This is a genomic window from Halosimplex rubrum, assembly GCF_013415885.1.
In the GTDB taxonomy this organism is placed as follows: domain Archaea; phylum Halobacteriota; class Halobacteria; order Halobacteriales; family Haloarculaceae; genus Halosimplex; species Halosimplex rubrum.
This window is the reverse complement of record NZ_CP058910.1, coordinates 200,774-214,287: the sequence shown is the minus strand read 5'-3', so window position 1 is coordinate 214,287 and position 13,514 is coordinate 200,774. Positions and strand designations below refer to the sequence as shown.

The following is a 13,514-nucleotide window of genomic DNA, read 5'->3' as shown; positions in this document are numbered from 1 at the left end:
GCATGTTCTTTATTGTCAAACAAAATCGACCGCGATATCTTGATATAAGTGTGTGCCTTCGAGGCGTCGATAGCGCGTTTCCGGCGTATTCTGGCCCGTTCGGATTTAGCGAGCCGGAATCTGTTACGATAACGTGGATAACCATTATATACGAGTCGCTGGACCTGTGTGGTATGCCACGCGATCCCAATGGCAGTGGTTCGGACCTGTCACGTCGACAGTACGCACAGATACTCGCGGGCCTGGGTGCGGCGGGCCTGGCGGGGTGTCCCAGCGGCAGCGGTGGCGGCGACACGCCGACCGACGGTGGCGGTGGCGGCGAGGACACCCAGACCGACGCGGGGGGAGACGGCGGTGACACGCCGACGGAGTCGGACGACGGCGGGAGCGAGACCGCCACCGACCGCCCGGCGGTCACCGACACCGTCCGCGTCGCGGTCAACAACTCCCCGGACGTGTTCAACTGGAACCCCTGGACGCCCCAGGACAACACCTACGGCGACAACTGGATGTCGGAGCTGAACGGGCTCAACAACGTCCACACGAAGACCAACGCCTACAGCGGGACGACGGTGCCGACCCCGCACAAACCCGACCACGAGGAGGTCGAGCTGATGACGTGGATCGAGGACTGGTCGGTCAACGAGCCCTACGACTGGCGCCACCACCTCGACGACCGGGCGTCGTTCTGGAACGGCGACCCCTACGACGCGCCGACGCTGGTCCAGCACAACCACACCGCCTGGTTCTTCAACGGCAACAAGTACACCGAGGGCGCGACGTTCAACGAGGAGGCCGAGGACCAGTGGACCCGCCACGGCTGGTTCGACAAAGGGACGATCCCGGCGCAGGACCCCAACCCCGTCGCCAAGCCGATCATCGAAGCCCAGGCGAAGGGCCTACTCTTCAACCCGCCGCTGCACACCGACTTCACGGACCCGTACCACGAGCAGTTCCAGGACGCCTCCTCGGCCGACGAGGTCTCGTCGGTCAGCGACGAACTGGCGAGCGACCGCGTCTCCCTGCAGCGCATCGCCATGGAGGAGGGCGAGGGCTGGGGGTCGGGGATGTACGTCCTCGAGAACATGGACGACGTGGGCTCGGAGTCGATGGTCCTCCGGAAGAACGACGACCACCCCAACGCCGGCCACACGAACGTCGAGAACGTCGAGATCTTCTGGGCGGACGCGAGCCGGCGCCAGACGCTCGCGAGCAACGGCTCGATCGACTTCAACGGCGGCGCCGTCACGCCGAGTTCCGACTTCAACCGCGAGATGCTCCCCGACCACATGCAGGAGCTGACGCGGTGGCTCAACTCCACGCTGGGCACCCAGTGGCTGATGAACTGGCACAACCCGCACCTCCAGCGGCTGTGGGTGCGCCGGGCCCTGGTCGAGGCGGTCGACTGGAACGCCGTCGTCGCCAACGGCTTCGGCCAGGAGACCGGCCAGACCACCTCCTACGACACGTTCCTGATGGACTCGGAGAACGAGTCCACCTTCTCCGAGGAGTTCCTGAACAGCCTCCACACTTACTCCCGCGAGCAGAACGTCGAGACCGCGAACCAGTACATGCAGAACGCGGGGTACAGCAGGCAGGGCGGCCAGTGGGTCGACCCCAACGGCAACCAGGCCACGATCGACCTCACGGCCCAGTCGGGCAACAGCAGCTACGTCCAGGCCGCCCAGACCATCCGGGCGAACCTCGCCAACTGGGGCTTCGGCGTCAACTTCTCGACGCCCGGCTTCTCGACGTGGTCGGACAGCCTCAACCCGGAAGGCAGCGGGCTGAACTACGACACGTCGATCTTCTGGTCGGACACCGCCACCATCTTCGGCAAGTACAACGACCGCGGCGCCTGGTGGGGCGAGGCCCTGCTCGGCGGCAGCCCCACCGCCGGCAGCGTCTTCGAACTCACCGAGGAGGACGACCGCGACACCCAGAACAAGCCCGTCCACGTCCAGTTGCCCGAGGAGGTCGGCTCCATCGAGGCGCCCGACGAGGCCGGCATCAACCCCGACCTGGACAACGGCCGCGAGGTCGACATGTTCGACGTCGTCCAGGCGATCCGCGAGCCCGGCGCCTCCCAGGAGGAGGTTCTCGAGCTGTACCGCACCTGCGCGCAGTACTACAACTACTACCTCCCCGACTTCGTGTTCGCCCAGTCGCTGTCCGGGACGTGGGGCAACGTCCGGGACTTCGAGTGGCCGGACGACGGCGCCCGCGCCCTCGACTACGCGCGCAACGTCAACATGCCGATCGGGACCACCCTGACCGGACTCACGCAGGCAAGCACCGACGAGGAGTTCGAACCGCCGGAGTGAGCACCGACCGGGGCGTGCTCTCCGGGTGACCGCCCACCGCGCACCGACCCGCCCGACCGCGACGGCACCCGCTCGCCGTCGACCCTCGCGACTTTTCCTTGTCGGCCCGGTAGCCCGGCGTATGCCCGACGTTCTCGTCGCCGGCGAGACGCTCGTCGACTTCCTGCCGGAGGGAGACTCGCCCCTCGCGACCACCGACGCGTTCGCCCGCCGGCCGGGCGGGGCCCCCGCTAACGTCGCCGTCCGCCTCGCCCAACTCGACCGCCCCGCCTGGTTCTGGACCCGCGTCGGGGACGACCCGTTCGGCGACTTCCTGGCCGAGACGCTCGCCGACCGCGGCGTCCCCGACCGCTTCGTCGAGCGGGACCCCGAAGCGAAGACCACCCTCGCGTTCGTCAGCGGCGACCCGACGAGCGGCCCACGGTTCACCTTCTACCGCGACCGCACCGCCGACACCCGCCTCCAGCCGGGCCGCGTCCCCGCCGACGCCCTCGACGCCGTCGAGTGGGTCGTCGTCGGTAGCGTCCCGCTGGCCAGCGACCCCGCCCGCAGCGCCGTCCACGACCTCGTCGACCGCGCGAACGCCCGCGACTGCACCGTCGTCTTCGACCTCAACGCCCGGCCGGAGCTGTGGGGCGACGCCGATTTCGCCCGACAGGCCGACCGGATACTCCCGGCCGTCGACGCCGTCAAGGCTTCTCCTGAGGACTTGGGACCGGCCGGGATCGAGGGCGATACCGACGACATCGACGCCGTCGCGCCCCGAATCCACGAGCGCGGTCCACACACCGTCTTCCTGACGCTGGGCGAGGGCGGCGCGGCGGCCCGGGCGACCGACGACGCGCCCTGGGGCCCCGCCGCGGCGAGCCACGGCGGCTACGCCGTCGACGCGGTCGACACCACGGGGGCCGGCGACGCCTTCACCGCCGGCGTCGTCGACGCGCTGGCCGGCGGTGGACGCGACCTCTCGGCGGTCCTCGAACGCGGGAACGCCGTCGCCGCCGCGGCGACCACCCGCGCCGGCGGGATGGCCGACCTCCCGAACTCCGATTCCGTCGTGTAGACCGCCCGTTCGCCGCTCTCGAACGGTGTCAGAACTGACCTGTGGCGACAGCTTCATATTCGCGGGTCGTGCAGTGATCGACAGATGGCGAACACTGGCCCGACGCACGACGTATCGATACACGGGGTGATCCCGCCGACGATCACCGCCTTCACCGACGAGGAGGAGCTGGCGCTCGACGCGACGGCGGCTCACGCGCGGTTCGTGGTGGACAGGGGAGTCCACGGCGTGTTCCCGCTGGGGACCAACGGGGAGTTCCCGATGCTCAAGCCCGACGAGCGGGCCGCGGTCGTCGAGGCCGTCGTCGACGAAGTGGGCGAGGAGGTGCCCGTGATCGCCGGTGTCAGCGCACCGAGCACCCGAAACACCGTCTCCTACTCGCGCGACGCCGCGGAGGCGGGCGCGGACGCCGTCGTCGTGGGAGTCCCCTACTACTACCCGATCGACAACGACGCCGTCGTCGAACACTACGAGGAGGTCACCGACGCCGTCGACGTCCCGGTGTACATCTATCACTTCCCCGCGCGGATGGGCAACAAGCTCGATCTGGACACCCTCGACCGGCTCGCGGCCATCGACGGGATCGTCGGCGTCAAGGACTCCAGCGGCGACGTGGCGTGGCTCGGCCAGGCCATCGACCGCCACCCCGAACTCACGTATCTCGCCGGGCTGGACTCGCTGCTGTTCGCCGAACTGGAGATCGGCTGTACCGGCCTGGTGAGCGCCGTCTCGAACGTCTTCCCGGAGATGGCGGTCGAGCTGTACGAGTCCTACGTCGACGGCGACGAGACCCGCGCCCGCGAGCTCCAGAGCCGCGTGTTCGACGTGTGGAAGGCCATCGACCAGGGACCCTACCTCGGCGGCGTCAAGTCCGCCCTCGACCTCCATCCCGAGGTCGACTTCGACCCCGGCCCGATGCGACGGCCGCTCCAGCGGATGAGCGAGGAGGAGGAAGTGCAACTGGAACGGACGCTGCGGACGCTCGACCTGATCTGAGCGCCGCGGGCGTCGCTCGTCGTCTCCGCCCGACAGCCCGCTGCTCAGTCGTCGCAGTCGACGGCGGCCACGACGCCTCGCTCGCGGCGGGCGGCCGGCGCCACGTCCGCGTTGGCGGCGACCTCGCGGCCGAGTTTTCGGATCCGGTCTTCCAGGCCCGGCTCGACGACTTCGGACCCGTCGAACTTGTCGTAGGCGCCGCGGATGCCGACCTGGGTGGGTATCGTCCAGCCGTGGACCGACCGGACCACGGTTCGGAGGTGGTCGAACGTGCTCGCGTAGCTGCCGCCGCCGGCGGTCGCGAGCAGGCCGACGGTCGCGTCGGTGAACTCGTCTTTGCCGCAGTAGTCCAGCGCGTCCTTCAGCGTCGCCGAGTAGGAGCCGTGGTAGACGGGCGAGCCCAGGATCACGGCGTCGGCCTCGCGGACGCGCCGCTTGAACTCGGTCACCGCCTCTCCCTCCTCGGCGTCGGGGTCGAACGGCGGCAGGTCGATCGTTCGCAGGTCGAGCAACTCGGTGTCGGCGCCGGCCTCGGCGGCCGCGTCGAGCGCGGTCCGGAGGGCCCGGCGGGTGTAACTGCCCTCGCGGCGACTGCCGCAGACGGCGACCACGTCGGGGCGGGTCATGTACTCGGATCGACGCACCGACCGAATAAAGGTTCGCTGAACGTCTCTTCGGTCGCCCCAGCGATAGCTCCGGCGCCGTCCGCCCGCGCCCCGCGGGGCGACGCCGCTACATAGCCGTCGGGAGCGCTACGTGCCCCACATAGCAACCGGTTACACGGGTTGGCGGACAGATACCACCACGCCTGAGACACATGACGGAGACACTGCACGACCGGGTCGCCGACGCCGTCGAGACCGTCGACAGGGAGATCGAGTACATCACCGACGAGCGGGCGGCGTTCGACCGCTTCCGCGCCCGTCTCTCGAAGGTCGAACCGTGGACCCCCGCGACGGCCGACGGACCCGCGACCGACGCCGCGGGCATCGGCGCGGGTTCGGCGGCCACCGGTTCCGCCCCGGCGCTCGCCGCGGCGCGGTCCGAGCCGCCCGTCGGTACCGGACTCCGGACCGTCCGGAGGGCCTACCGCGAGACCGTGATGGCGGTGCCGCACTTCGAGGCCGAGTACGACGACACGCTCCGGGCCAACCTCGCCGCCGAGTGCGGCGCCGACGTGGCCGCGCAGGTCGTCGAGGGCACGCGGCTGACGCCGCCGCTGTACCGCGCACTCGCCGCCGCCGCCGACCGGGCCGTCGACGAACGGTCGCGGTTCCGTCGCTCCCTCGAACGCGAGCGCGACTCGCTGACGACCGTCGGGGACGGCCTCGCGGCCTGCGAGCGGCGGCTCGACGAGATCGACGCCGAACTCGACGGCGCCGACCCCGAGCGACTGGGCCGCCTCGACGAACGGCTGGCCGACGCCGAGGCGAGCTGCGCCGACCTGGCCGACGAGCGCCAGCGACTCGTCCACGGGCGCCCCGCGGTCCCCCTCTCCGGCGTCGACGGCGTGAGCCTGATCAACTTCCTCTACGGCGACCGCGAGCGGCGGTGTCCCGGGCTGGCCGCCGTCGCCGACTGCCTCGGACGGGTCCGCGACCTCCGGACGCGCTGTCTGCGGTGACCGTCGGCGCCTCGGATCGGCTCCGCTCCCCGCCGGTTCGCCCTCGCCCCGTCCACTGTGACCGCACCGCAAACGGGAACCTTTGGCCGCGAGCGGGGGGTTAAACCGACAGCGGCCGCGACCGGAGACCGTGACCGCCAGCGAGGGCTCGGGCGCGACCGCGACGACCGCAGCGAAGCCCCGCGGCCGCGCCGGCGTGTTCGTCTCCATCTGCGCCTTCTCCTTTCTCGTGAACTTCGGCCGGATCGCGTTCGCGCCGCTGGTCGACTACTTCATCCGCACGGGGGTCAGCCCCGCGACGGCCGGCCTGGCCGCCACCGCCGTCTGGGTCGGCAGCGCGCTCCCGCGACTGCCGACGGGCTATCTCCTCACGCTCGTCTCGCGCCACCGCGTCGTCACCGGGATGGGCGTCGGCCTCGCCGCCGCGGCCGCGTTCACCGCGTTCTCGCCGAACATCCGTGTCACCGTCGCCGGCGCGCTGTTCGTCGGCCTCGCCTCGGGCGTGTTCTTCATCGCCGCCAACCCCCTCGTGAGCGAACTCTATCCCGACCGGGTGGGCCTGGCGGTCGGCCTCCGCGGGATGGCCTCGCAGATCGCCGCCGTCACCGCCCCGTTCCTCGTCTCGGTCGCCATCGCCCGCGGCTCCTGGCGGCTCTCGTTTCGCGCGCTGGCCGTCCTCGCCGTCGTCGTCACTGTCCTGTTCGTCTTCGCGGTCCGACGGGCCGACCTCCCCGATGCGGGCGTCGACGACCGCGACCTGCTGGGGGCGATCCGCGCCCAGTGGCGCCTCGTCGCCGCCGGCGTCGTCTTCGTCGGCGTCACCGGGTTCGTCTGGCAGGGCGTGTTCAACTTCTACGTCACCTACCTCGGCGCGAAGGGATTCGACGCGGGGCCGGCCAACACCCTCCTGACGATCACTTTCGCCGCCGGCGTCCCGTCGTTCGTCGTCGCCGGCCGGCTGGCCGACCGCTTCTCGTACCTCTCGGTCCTGCTCGCCATCCTCGGCGGGTTCGTCGTCACCCTGTTCGCCCTCACGCTCGTCGGCTCCTGGGCCGCGGTCGCCGCCGTCTCGATCGCGATGAGTCTGGTCGTCCACGGCCTGTTCCCCGTCGCGGACGCCTACCTGCTCGATTCGCTGCCCGACGAGAACCGCGCGAGCGCCTACTCGGGCTACAGCGCCGTCATGATGCTCATGCAGGCCCCTGGCGGCGTCGCCGTCGGCGCGTTCTACCAGCTCGGGATCCCCTACGACGGCGTCTTCCGCGGGTACGCGGTGCTGGTGGGCGTCGTCGCCGTCGGGATGCTGGTTCTCGCCCGCGCCGGACGACTCCCGACCGGCGAGTGAGTCGACTGACGTGTCGGTCACGTTCGGTACAGGTGATGGACTGATCGATCCACCGTGGCGCGCGCTGTCGAGCGTGCCCGAACACGGTGAGGGCCGCGCGACAGCACCGTGCGAGGTCTTTGTGAACGTGTGAACGAAGGCCTGTCAGAGCGTGCTCTGACAGTGGACGAGGTGCGCAGCGCTAGCGAGCAGCGAGGGAGCGAAGCTCCCTCGGGCCATGCGGGCGGCTCGCGGGCCGCCCGCAGACACCGCAGTCGGCTGGGGAGGTGTGTGGCTGCCCGGGGTGCTGTGCTGTCTCCTGGTGGATTGAAAAGGCGAGGCGCGGTGGCGGGCGCTGCGCGACCCCTATCCGAGCGAAGCGAGGATATGTCGCACAGCGCCCGCGAGCGAGCCGAGGGCTTTCGGCGCTTGCTGTCTCCTTCGGCCACTCCTGACTCACTTCCTTCCACACCGAATCGAACAGAAACCACCGACAAACGAACACCACGTACTGACCGGTATCGTCCCGAGTATCACACACGCTTAGGTGCGGGGACGCCCACAGCCGATCCATGCAGGTCGAAGCACATTCGGCGAACGAGACGGTCGAGGTCACCGACGGCGTCCACCTCACACAGCTGGCGGTCGGCGAGCGGACGAGCATGCAACACGTCCATATCGAGCCGGGCGCGGTGGTCCCGGAACACAGCCACGAGCACGAGCAGGTCGGCTACATCACGAGCGGGTCGGGCGTGTTCGTCGTCGACGGCGAGGAGTTCCCGGTGAGTTCGGGCGACTCCTACCACCTCGCGAGCGGGGAGCCCCACAGCGTCGAGGCGACCGGCGACGAGCCGCTGGACGGCATCGACGTGTTCGCGCCGCCGCGGGCGAACCCGGACTGGATGGACTGACCGGGTCGCCGCCGGCCGACGCGGTCTCGCCGAAGCGAACCAGTGAGTCCAAAGGTCTAAGCACCGTCGTCGCCAACCACGAACTACTATGAGCACCGAAACCGAGGACGGCGACGACCTGCGCGAGCGCATCTCGAACTTCCTGCGGCGGAACTTCCCGCAGATCCAGATGCACGGGGGCAGCGCGGCCATCGAGGAGATCGACCGCGAGAACGGCACCGTAACGATCCAGCTCGGCGGCGCGTGTTCGGGCTGTGGCATCTCCCCGATGACCATCCAGGCCATCAAGACCCGTATGACCAAGGAGATCCCCGAGATCGAGACGGTCAACGCCCGCACGGGCGGCGGCATGGGCGGCGGCGAAGGCATGATGGGCGGCGACACCGGCCCTTCGATGCCCGGCGACTCCCGCGGCGGCGACATCGGCGGCGACGACGACGAAGGCCCCGAAGCGCCCTTCTGAGGCCGTCCCCTCGGTTCACCTTCTCGTGTTTTTCCCGTCGTCCAGTCGCGACGCCGGCAGCCGAGCGGACGGACGCGGTCGACGAGCGGCCGCGAGAACCGTCTACAGCCCGAGCGCCGTCGTGACCGGGATCCCGGCCGCGACGGCGCCGAGGAGGTACCCGCCCAGCACGCCGGCGTTCAGCGGCGGGAGGCCCGCGTGGGCGCCCTCGACGCGGTGGACGAGATACAGCAGGCCGCCCATACCGACGAGGCCGCCGACGAGGGCCCCGAGGGCGGGCGCGTTGGCGTTGAGCGCCGGGACGACGGCGGGCGCGTCGAGGAACTGGCCCGCGCTGACCGCGAGCATCCCCGGGATGATCGCGTCGCCGAGCCCGAGTAGGGCGATCTCGGAGCGGGCGGGCGACCCGGCGTCGTCGCCGCGTTCGTCCGCCGGTTCGGCGTCGGTCTCCTCGTCGTCGCCGATCAGGTCGAACTCGGGGTCGCGCATCGAGAAATCGAGCGAGTGGGGGACGACGAAGACGATGGGGGCTCTCAGGTCGCCCAGGCCCGCGGCGAGTTCCTGCATGTGGCCGGAGACGTAGACGGCGTAGGCGTCGTAGCCGGCCCAGGCCACCAGCAGGACGACCACCGGGAGCGGCCCGAACCCGAGCCCGAGCATCGGGATGGCCGCGGCGCCGAAGACCACCGCCGCCAGGTCGTTGACGTACCACTCGGGGTAGCCCCAGAGGACGGCGAAGGCGACGGCGGCGACCGCTATCGAGGCGGGGCTGTCGGGTAGCCCCATCAGGACGCTCCCGCTGGCGGCGATCGACCCGACCCCGGTCAGGGCGACGAACGCCACGGCGGTGAGCGTGCTCGCCGACCCCAGCAGGAACACGCGGACGAGCGCCTCGCCGTACCCGTAACGGAAGGCGGCGACCATCCCCCCGGTGGCCACCAGCAACAGTACCGCGAAGACGCCGACGTTCCCGACGTTTCCGGGGTCCTGAAACATAGCCAGACCCATCGCGGCTATCTCGTCGGTCAGCGAGAGGCCGAGGACGATCGTCGCCGTATAGCACGCGACGATCCCCGCGTAGGCGTAGGTGCCCGACGGAATGCCGGTCGTCGACTCGGCCGCGTCGGTGTCGCCGGCGGCGCCCGCGTCCTCGGTCCCGTCGGCGGTCCGTTCGCTCATCCGCCGGTCCCCCCGTCGGTCGTCGGTTCCCCGTGGGCTGCCAGCCGGTGCATGTTCGGGTCGGACGGCTACCGCCGGCAAATACCTCCCGGACTCGCCGGCGCGGGCGGCGGTCCGCGACCGGGCGCGGAGCGGTCGCGGAATCACGGAGTTTAATTCCGTGCGAGTCGCTTCCCCAGCCATGAGCGAGACAGACGGTCCGGGGAACGTCCTGTTCGTCGTCATGGACACGGTCCGCCAGAGCCACCTCTCGGTGTACGGCTACGACCGGCCGACGACGCCGAACCTGGCGGACTTCGCCGACGACGCGCGGGTCTTCGAGGAGGCCGTCGCGCCGGCGCCCTGGACCCTCCCCGTCCACGCCTCGCTGTTCACGGGCCTGTACCCCACCCAACACGGCGCCACCCAGGAGAACCCCTATCTGGAGGGCGCCACCACGCTCGCCGAGTCGCTGTCGGCCGCGGGTTACGCCACCGCCTGCTACTCCTCGAACGCCTGGATCACCCCCTACACCAACCTCGCCGACGGCTTCGACGACCAGGACAACTTCTTCCAGGTCATGCCCGGCGACCTGCTGTCGGGCCCCCTGTCGAAGATCTGGAAGACGATGAACGACAACGACACGCTCCGGGGCCTCGCCGACCGCCTCGTCGAACTCGGCAACACCGCCCACGAGTACTTCGCCGAGAGCGGCGGCAGCGACACCAAGACCCCCGAGATCGTCGACCGCGTTCAGGACTTCGTCGAGGAGAGCGAGGAGCGCGGTGACGAGTGGTTCTCCTTCGTCAACCTGATGGACGCCCACCTGCCCTACCACCCGCCCGAGGCGTTCGCCGAGGAGTTCGCCCCCGGCGTCGACTCCACCGAGGTCTGCCAGAACTCCAAGGAGTACAACTCCGGTGCCCGCGACATCGACGACGACGAGTGGGAAGCGATTCAGGGGCTCTACGACGCCGAGATCGCCCACATCGACCACCACCTCGGGCGGCTGTTCGACTGGTTGCAGGAGACCGACCGCTGGGAGGACACCCTCGTCGTCGTCTGTGCCGACCACGGCGAGCTGTTCGGCGAACACGGCCTCTACGGCCACGAGTTCGGCATCTACGACCCGCTCGTCAACGTCCCGCTCATGGTCAAACATCCCGACGTCGAGGCCGAGCGCGACACCGAGACCCAGGTCGAACTACAGGACCTCTATCACACGGTCCTCGACCACGCGGGCGTCGCGGCCGACGCGGGCGGGGAGCCGTTCGACCGCGCCCGCTCGCTGCTCGACGCCGACTACCGCGAGTTCGCGAGCGTCGACGCGCCTCGGGGCGCCGAATCCCGCTTCGCCGCCCACGACGAGGGCGAACTGGACGACTACGCGTTCGTCGACTACCACCGGCCGGTCGTCGAGCTGAACCAACTGGAGAGCAAGGCCAGCGCGGCCGGGATCGAACTCGACCCCGACTCGCGGTTCTACTCGCGGATGCGCGCCGGCCGACGGGTCGACGGGAAGTACATCCGCAACGAGCGCATCCCCGACGAGGCCTACCGGCTCGACACCGACCCCGACGAACTGGAGGACCTCGCCGAGTCGGACGACGAGGTGATCGCCGCGACGGAGGACGCCCTCGTCACCTTCGAGTCGGAGATGGACGGCGAGTGGGACGACGTCACCGACGAGGACGTGTTGGACGACATGGGCGAGGAGGCCAAAGACCGCCTGTCTGACCTGGGGTACATCGAGTAACCGTGGCCGACACCGGACGGGACCTCTTCGACTTCGTCGACCGTCGGACGGCCGTCAAGATCGTCGGCGGGTTCGCCATCGCCTTCGTCGCGCTCGGCCTCATCGCGTACGGTATCGGCATCGAGAAGATCCGGGCGGAACTCGCCCGCGCCGACCCGGCGTGGCTGGCCCTCGGCTGTCTCTCGACGGCCGTCGGCCTCGTCGCCTGGGCGAAGGCCTGGCAGATAGTGCTCCGGGTGGTCGGCTACCGGATCCCGTTCCGGAAGCTCGTCGTCACCTACTACGCCGCGACGTTCGCCAACTACGTCACCCCGCTGGGCCAGGCCGGCGGCGAACCGTTCATCGCCTACGTCCTCTCGCGGGACACCGAGGCGTCCTACGAGGACTCGCTGGCCTCCGTGGTGACGGCGGACCTTTTGAACCTCCTGCCTTTCTTCACCTTCGCCGCCATCGGAACGGTCGTCCTCGTCGTGCGGACGACGCTCTCGGAGCAGGTCCGCGGCGTCGCTGGTATCCTCGTCGTCTTCGCCGTGGGGGTGCCGGTCGCCGCGGTCGTGGGCTGGCGCTCGCGCCGCCGCGTCGGGTCGTTCGCGCTGCGCGTCGCCGCACCGGTCGTCCGACGGACCCGCTTTCTCAGCGTCGAGGGGCTGCGCGAGCGACTGCGCGAACTCAACACGGCCTTCGAGCGCATCGCCGCCGACCGGACGGCGCTGGCCCACGCGCTCGTCTACTCCTTCGTCGGCTGGCTCTTTTTCGCCCTGCCGCTGTACGCCGCCGTCGAGGCCATCGGCGAGTCCATCTCCATCTTCCTCGTCTTCTTCATCGTCCCCGCGAGCACGCTCGCCGGGCTGACCCCCTCGCCCGGCGGCCTCGCGGGCGTCGAGGCGGCGCTGGCGGGCCTGCTCGGGACGCTGGGTGGGTTCTCCTTCGCGACCGGGCTCTCCATCGCCATCGTCTACCGCCTGGCGAGCTACGTCTTCGCCGTGCTGGCCGGCGGGGTCGCCGCGCTGTACGTGGTTTCGCGCTCCTGACTGGGGGAGCGGGGCCGTCGGCGAGCGGGGCGCTGTTCGCGGGTTCGCGTCGCGCGGTCGGCCCGCCGCCGTCGCTCGGCGGGACGAGCCGGCAGAAACGGACTCCGAGACCCCTCTCAGATGGCGCCGAGTCGGATCTCGTCGTCTGTGACGGATTCGACCTTCTCCTCCTGGAGCGGGTACGTGTCTTCGCCCCGGCTCCCCCAGCCGAGTTTGGTCATGATCGTGTCCGAGATGTCCGGGTCGGGCTCGACGTGCGCCGTGCCGTGGCTCACCTCGACGACGCGGCCGATCTCGTCGCCGTCCTGGCCGATTACTTTCTTGCCCTCGTCCGAGTCGGTGATTTCGGTATCAGTCGCCATAGCGACCGGACGTAGCGCTCTCGACCACCTGTAAACCGCCCTTGCGGTCGCAGGCCACGGACCCGGGCGGCCGCGGGGGCTCGGTCGGCTCGCGGTGCTGACCGGCCGGTCGAAAAGGGGGAACGTTGGGGGGAAAGTAGGGGGGGAAGTCCACCGGAAGGCGGGCAACGGAGGCCGGCAGGGGGGGAGAGCCGGCGGGTCGGGAGACCCGTTCGTTCCCGGGCTGCGTCGGGGGAGACGCGTTGGGGGGATGCGCCGGGAACGACCTCCGGCAGCGCGCTCGTACCGGCGAGGACCGCATGCGAGCCCGGGCGACCCGAGCCGGCCCGCGAGGGAACGCCGCGCGCCGGATGGCGCGGTCGGGCTCCCGCCGGGGGCCGGTCGAACCCACACCCCACCAGGCACACACGGATGCGCACGGTGCGATGGGCCGTTCGGGCTCGCACTTGGTCCGTATTCCAGCGTTGTGGGGGGATTCCCATAAGGGGGGAGGCGCGTTTTC

12 protein-coding genes are annotated in these 13,514 nt (G+C 70.2%); 9 read left to right on the top strand and 3 right to left on the bottom strand.

Translation table 11 applies throughout. The annotated features are described in order from the left end of the window. Positions 1-173: 173 nt before the first annotated feature. From HZS55_RS01115 to HZS55_RS01105, 3 genes are all read left to right on the top strand, one after another. On the top strand, positions 174-2,324 hold the full coding sequence (locus HZS55_RS01115) for an ABC transporter substrate-binding protein (protein ID WP_179909934.1): 2,151 nt from the start codon (positions 174-176) through the stop codon (positions 2,322-2,324). Positions 2,325-2,445: 121 nt separating this feature from the next. Further along, the gene (locus HZS55_RS01110) at positions 2,446-3,387 is read left to right on the top strand and encodes a carbohydrate kinase family protein (protein ID WP_179909933.1); all 942 of its coding nucleotides are present in this window, start codon (positions 2,446-2,448) and stop codon (positions 3,385-3,387) included. Positions 3,388-3,471: 84 nt separating this feature from the next. Next, a complete protein-coding gene (locus tag HZS55_RS01105; protein ID WP_179909932.1) occupies positions 3,472-4,383 on the top strand; it encodes a dihydrodipicolinate synthase family protein in 912 nt (303 codons plus the stop codon). A 44-nt stretch (positions 4,384-4,427) separates the two neighbouring features. On the opposite strand, the gene HZS55_RS01100 is transcribed toward HZS55_RS01105, so the two are convergent. Beyond that, positions 4,428-5,009: an NADPH-dependent FMN reductase gene (locus tag HZS55_RS01100; RefSeq protein WP_179909931.1), complete on the bottom strand. Its 582-nt coding sequence runs from the start codon at positions 5,007-5,009 to the stop codon at positions 4,428-4,430. 191 nt (positions 5,010-5,200) lie between these two features. On the opposite strand from HZS55_RS01100, the gene HZS55_RS01095 reads away from it, so the two are divergent. From HZS55_RS01095 to HZS55_RS01080, 4 genes are all read left to right on the top strand, one after another. Continuing rightward, entirely contained in the window at positions 5,201-6,007 is an 807-nt protein-coding gene (locus HZS55_RS01095; RefSeq protein ID WP_179909930.1) for a DUF7260 family protein, read from the top strand. Between the two features lie 130 nt (positions 6,008-6,137). Continuing rightward, positions 6,138-7,352 carry an MFS transporter gene (locus HZS55_RS01090; RefSeq protein WP_179909929.1) on the top strand — a complete coding sequence of 405 codons (1,215 nt, stop codon included), beginning with the start codon at positions 6,138-6,140 and terminating at the stop codon, positions 7,350-7,352. Between the two features lie 551 nt (positions 7,353-7,903). Then, positions 7,904-8,242, top strand: a complete 339-nt coding sequence (locus HZS55_RS01085; protein ID WP_179909928.1) for a cupin domain-containing protein — start codon at positions 7,904-7,906, stop codon at positions 8,240-8,242. Positions 8,243-8,330: 88 nt separating this feature from the next. Beyond that, positions 8,331-8,705, top strand: coding sequence for a NifU family protein (locus HZS55_RS01080; RefSeq protein WP_179909927.1), 375 nt, complete (start codon positions 8,331-8,333; stop codon positions 8,703-8,705). 102 nt (positions 8,706-8,807) lie between these two features. On the opposite strand, the gene HZS55_RS01075 is transcribed toward HZS55_RS01080, so the two are convergent. Continuing rightward, positions 8,808-9,884, bottom strand: a complete 1,077-nt coding sequence (locus HZS55_RS01075) for a presenilin family intramembrane aspartyl protease PSH (protein WP_179909926.1) — start codon at positions 9,882-9,884, stop codon at positions 8,808-8,810. Positions 9,885-10,065: 181 nt separating this feature from the next. Here HZS55_RS01075 and HZS55_RS01070 point away from each other — a divergent pair, with 181 nt between their 5' ends. Both HZS55_RS01070 and HZS55_RS01065 read left to right on the top strand, forming a co-directional pair. Beyond that, the gene (locus HZS55_RS01070; protein WP_179909925.1) at positions 10,066-11,619 is read left to right on the top strand and encodes a sulfatase; all 1,554 of its coding nucleotides are present in this window, start codon (positions 10,066-10,068) and stop codon (positions 11,617-11,619) included. 2 nt (positions 11,620-11,621) lie between these two features. After that, the gene (locus HZS55_RS01065; RefSeq protein WP_179909924.1) at positions 11,622-12,650 is read left to right on the top strand and encodes a lysylphosphatidylglycerol synthase transmembrane domain-containing protein; all 1,029 of its coding nucleotides are present in this window, start codon (positions 11,622-11,624) and stop codon (positions 12,648-12,650) included. A 116-nt stretch (positions 12,651-12,766) separates the two neighbouring features. Here the strand turns inward: HZS55_RS01065 and HZS55_RS01060 are convergent, their stop codons facing one another. Next, positions 12,767-13,012 carry a PRC-barrel domain containing protein gene (locus HZS55_RS01060; RefSeq protein WP_179909923.1) on the bottom strand — a complete coding sequence of 82 codons (246 nt, stop codon included), beginning with the start codon at positions 13,010-13,012 and terminating at the stop codon, positions 12,767-12,769. Positions 13,013-13,514 lie beyond the last annotated feature (502 nt).

Excerpts from the sequence above, each read along its gene's own strand:
- HZS55_RS01115 (WP_179909934.1), top strand. The coding sequence starts at position 174 with ATGCCACGCGATCCCAATGGCAGTGGTTCGGACCTGTCACGTCGACAG.
- HZS55_RS01110 (WP_179909933.1), top strand. The coding sequence starts at position 2,446 with ATGCCCGACGTTCTCGTCGCCGGCGAGACGCTCGTCGACTTCCTGCCG.
- HZS55_RS01105 (WP_179909932.1), top strand. The coding sequence starts at position 3,472 with ATGGCGAACACTGGCCCGACGCACGACGTATCGATACACGGGGTGATC.
- HZS55_RS01100 (WP_179909931.1), bottom strand. The coding sequence starts at position 5,009 with ATGACCCGCCCCGACGTGGTCGCCGTCTGCGGCAGTCGCCGCGAGGGC.
- HZS55_RS01095 (WP_179909930.1), top strand. The coding sequence starts at position 5,201 with ATGACGGAGACACTGCACGACCGGGTCGCCGACGCCGTCGAGACCGTC.
- HZS55_RS01085 (WP_179909928.1), top strand. The coding sequence starts at position 7,904 with ATGCAGGTCGAAGCACATTCGGCGAACGAGACGGTCGAGGTCACCGAC.
- HZS55_RS01080 (WP_179909927.1), top strand. The coding sequence starts at position 8,331 with ATGAGCACCGAAACCGAGGACGGCGACGACCTGCGCGAGCGCATCTCG.
- HZS55_RS01075 (WP_179909926.1), bottom strand. The coding sequence starts at position 9,884 with ATGAGCGAACGGACCGCCGACGGGACCGAGGACGCGGGCGCCGCCGGC.
- HZS55_RS01070 (WP_179909925.1), top strand. The coding sequence starts at position 10,066 with ATGAGCGAGACAGACGGTCCGGGGAACGTCCTGTTCGTCGTCATGGAC.
- HZS55_RS01060 (WP_179909923.1), bottom strand. The coding sequence starts at position 13,012 with ATGGCGACTGATACCGAAATCACCGACTCGGACGAGGGCAAGAAAGTA.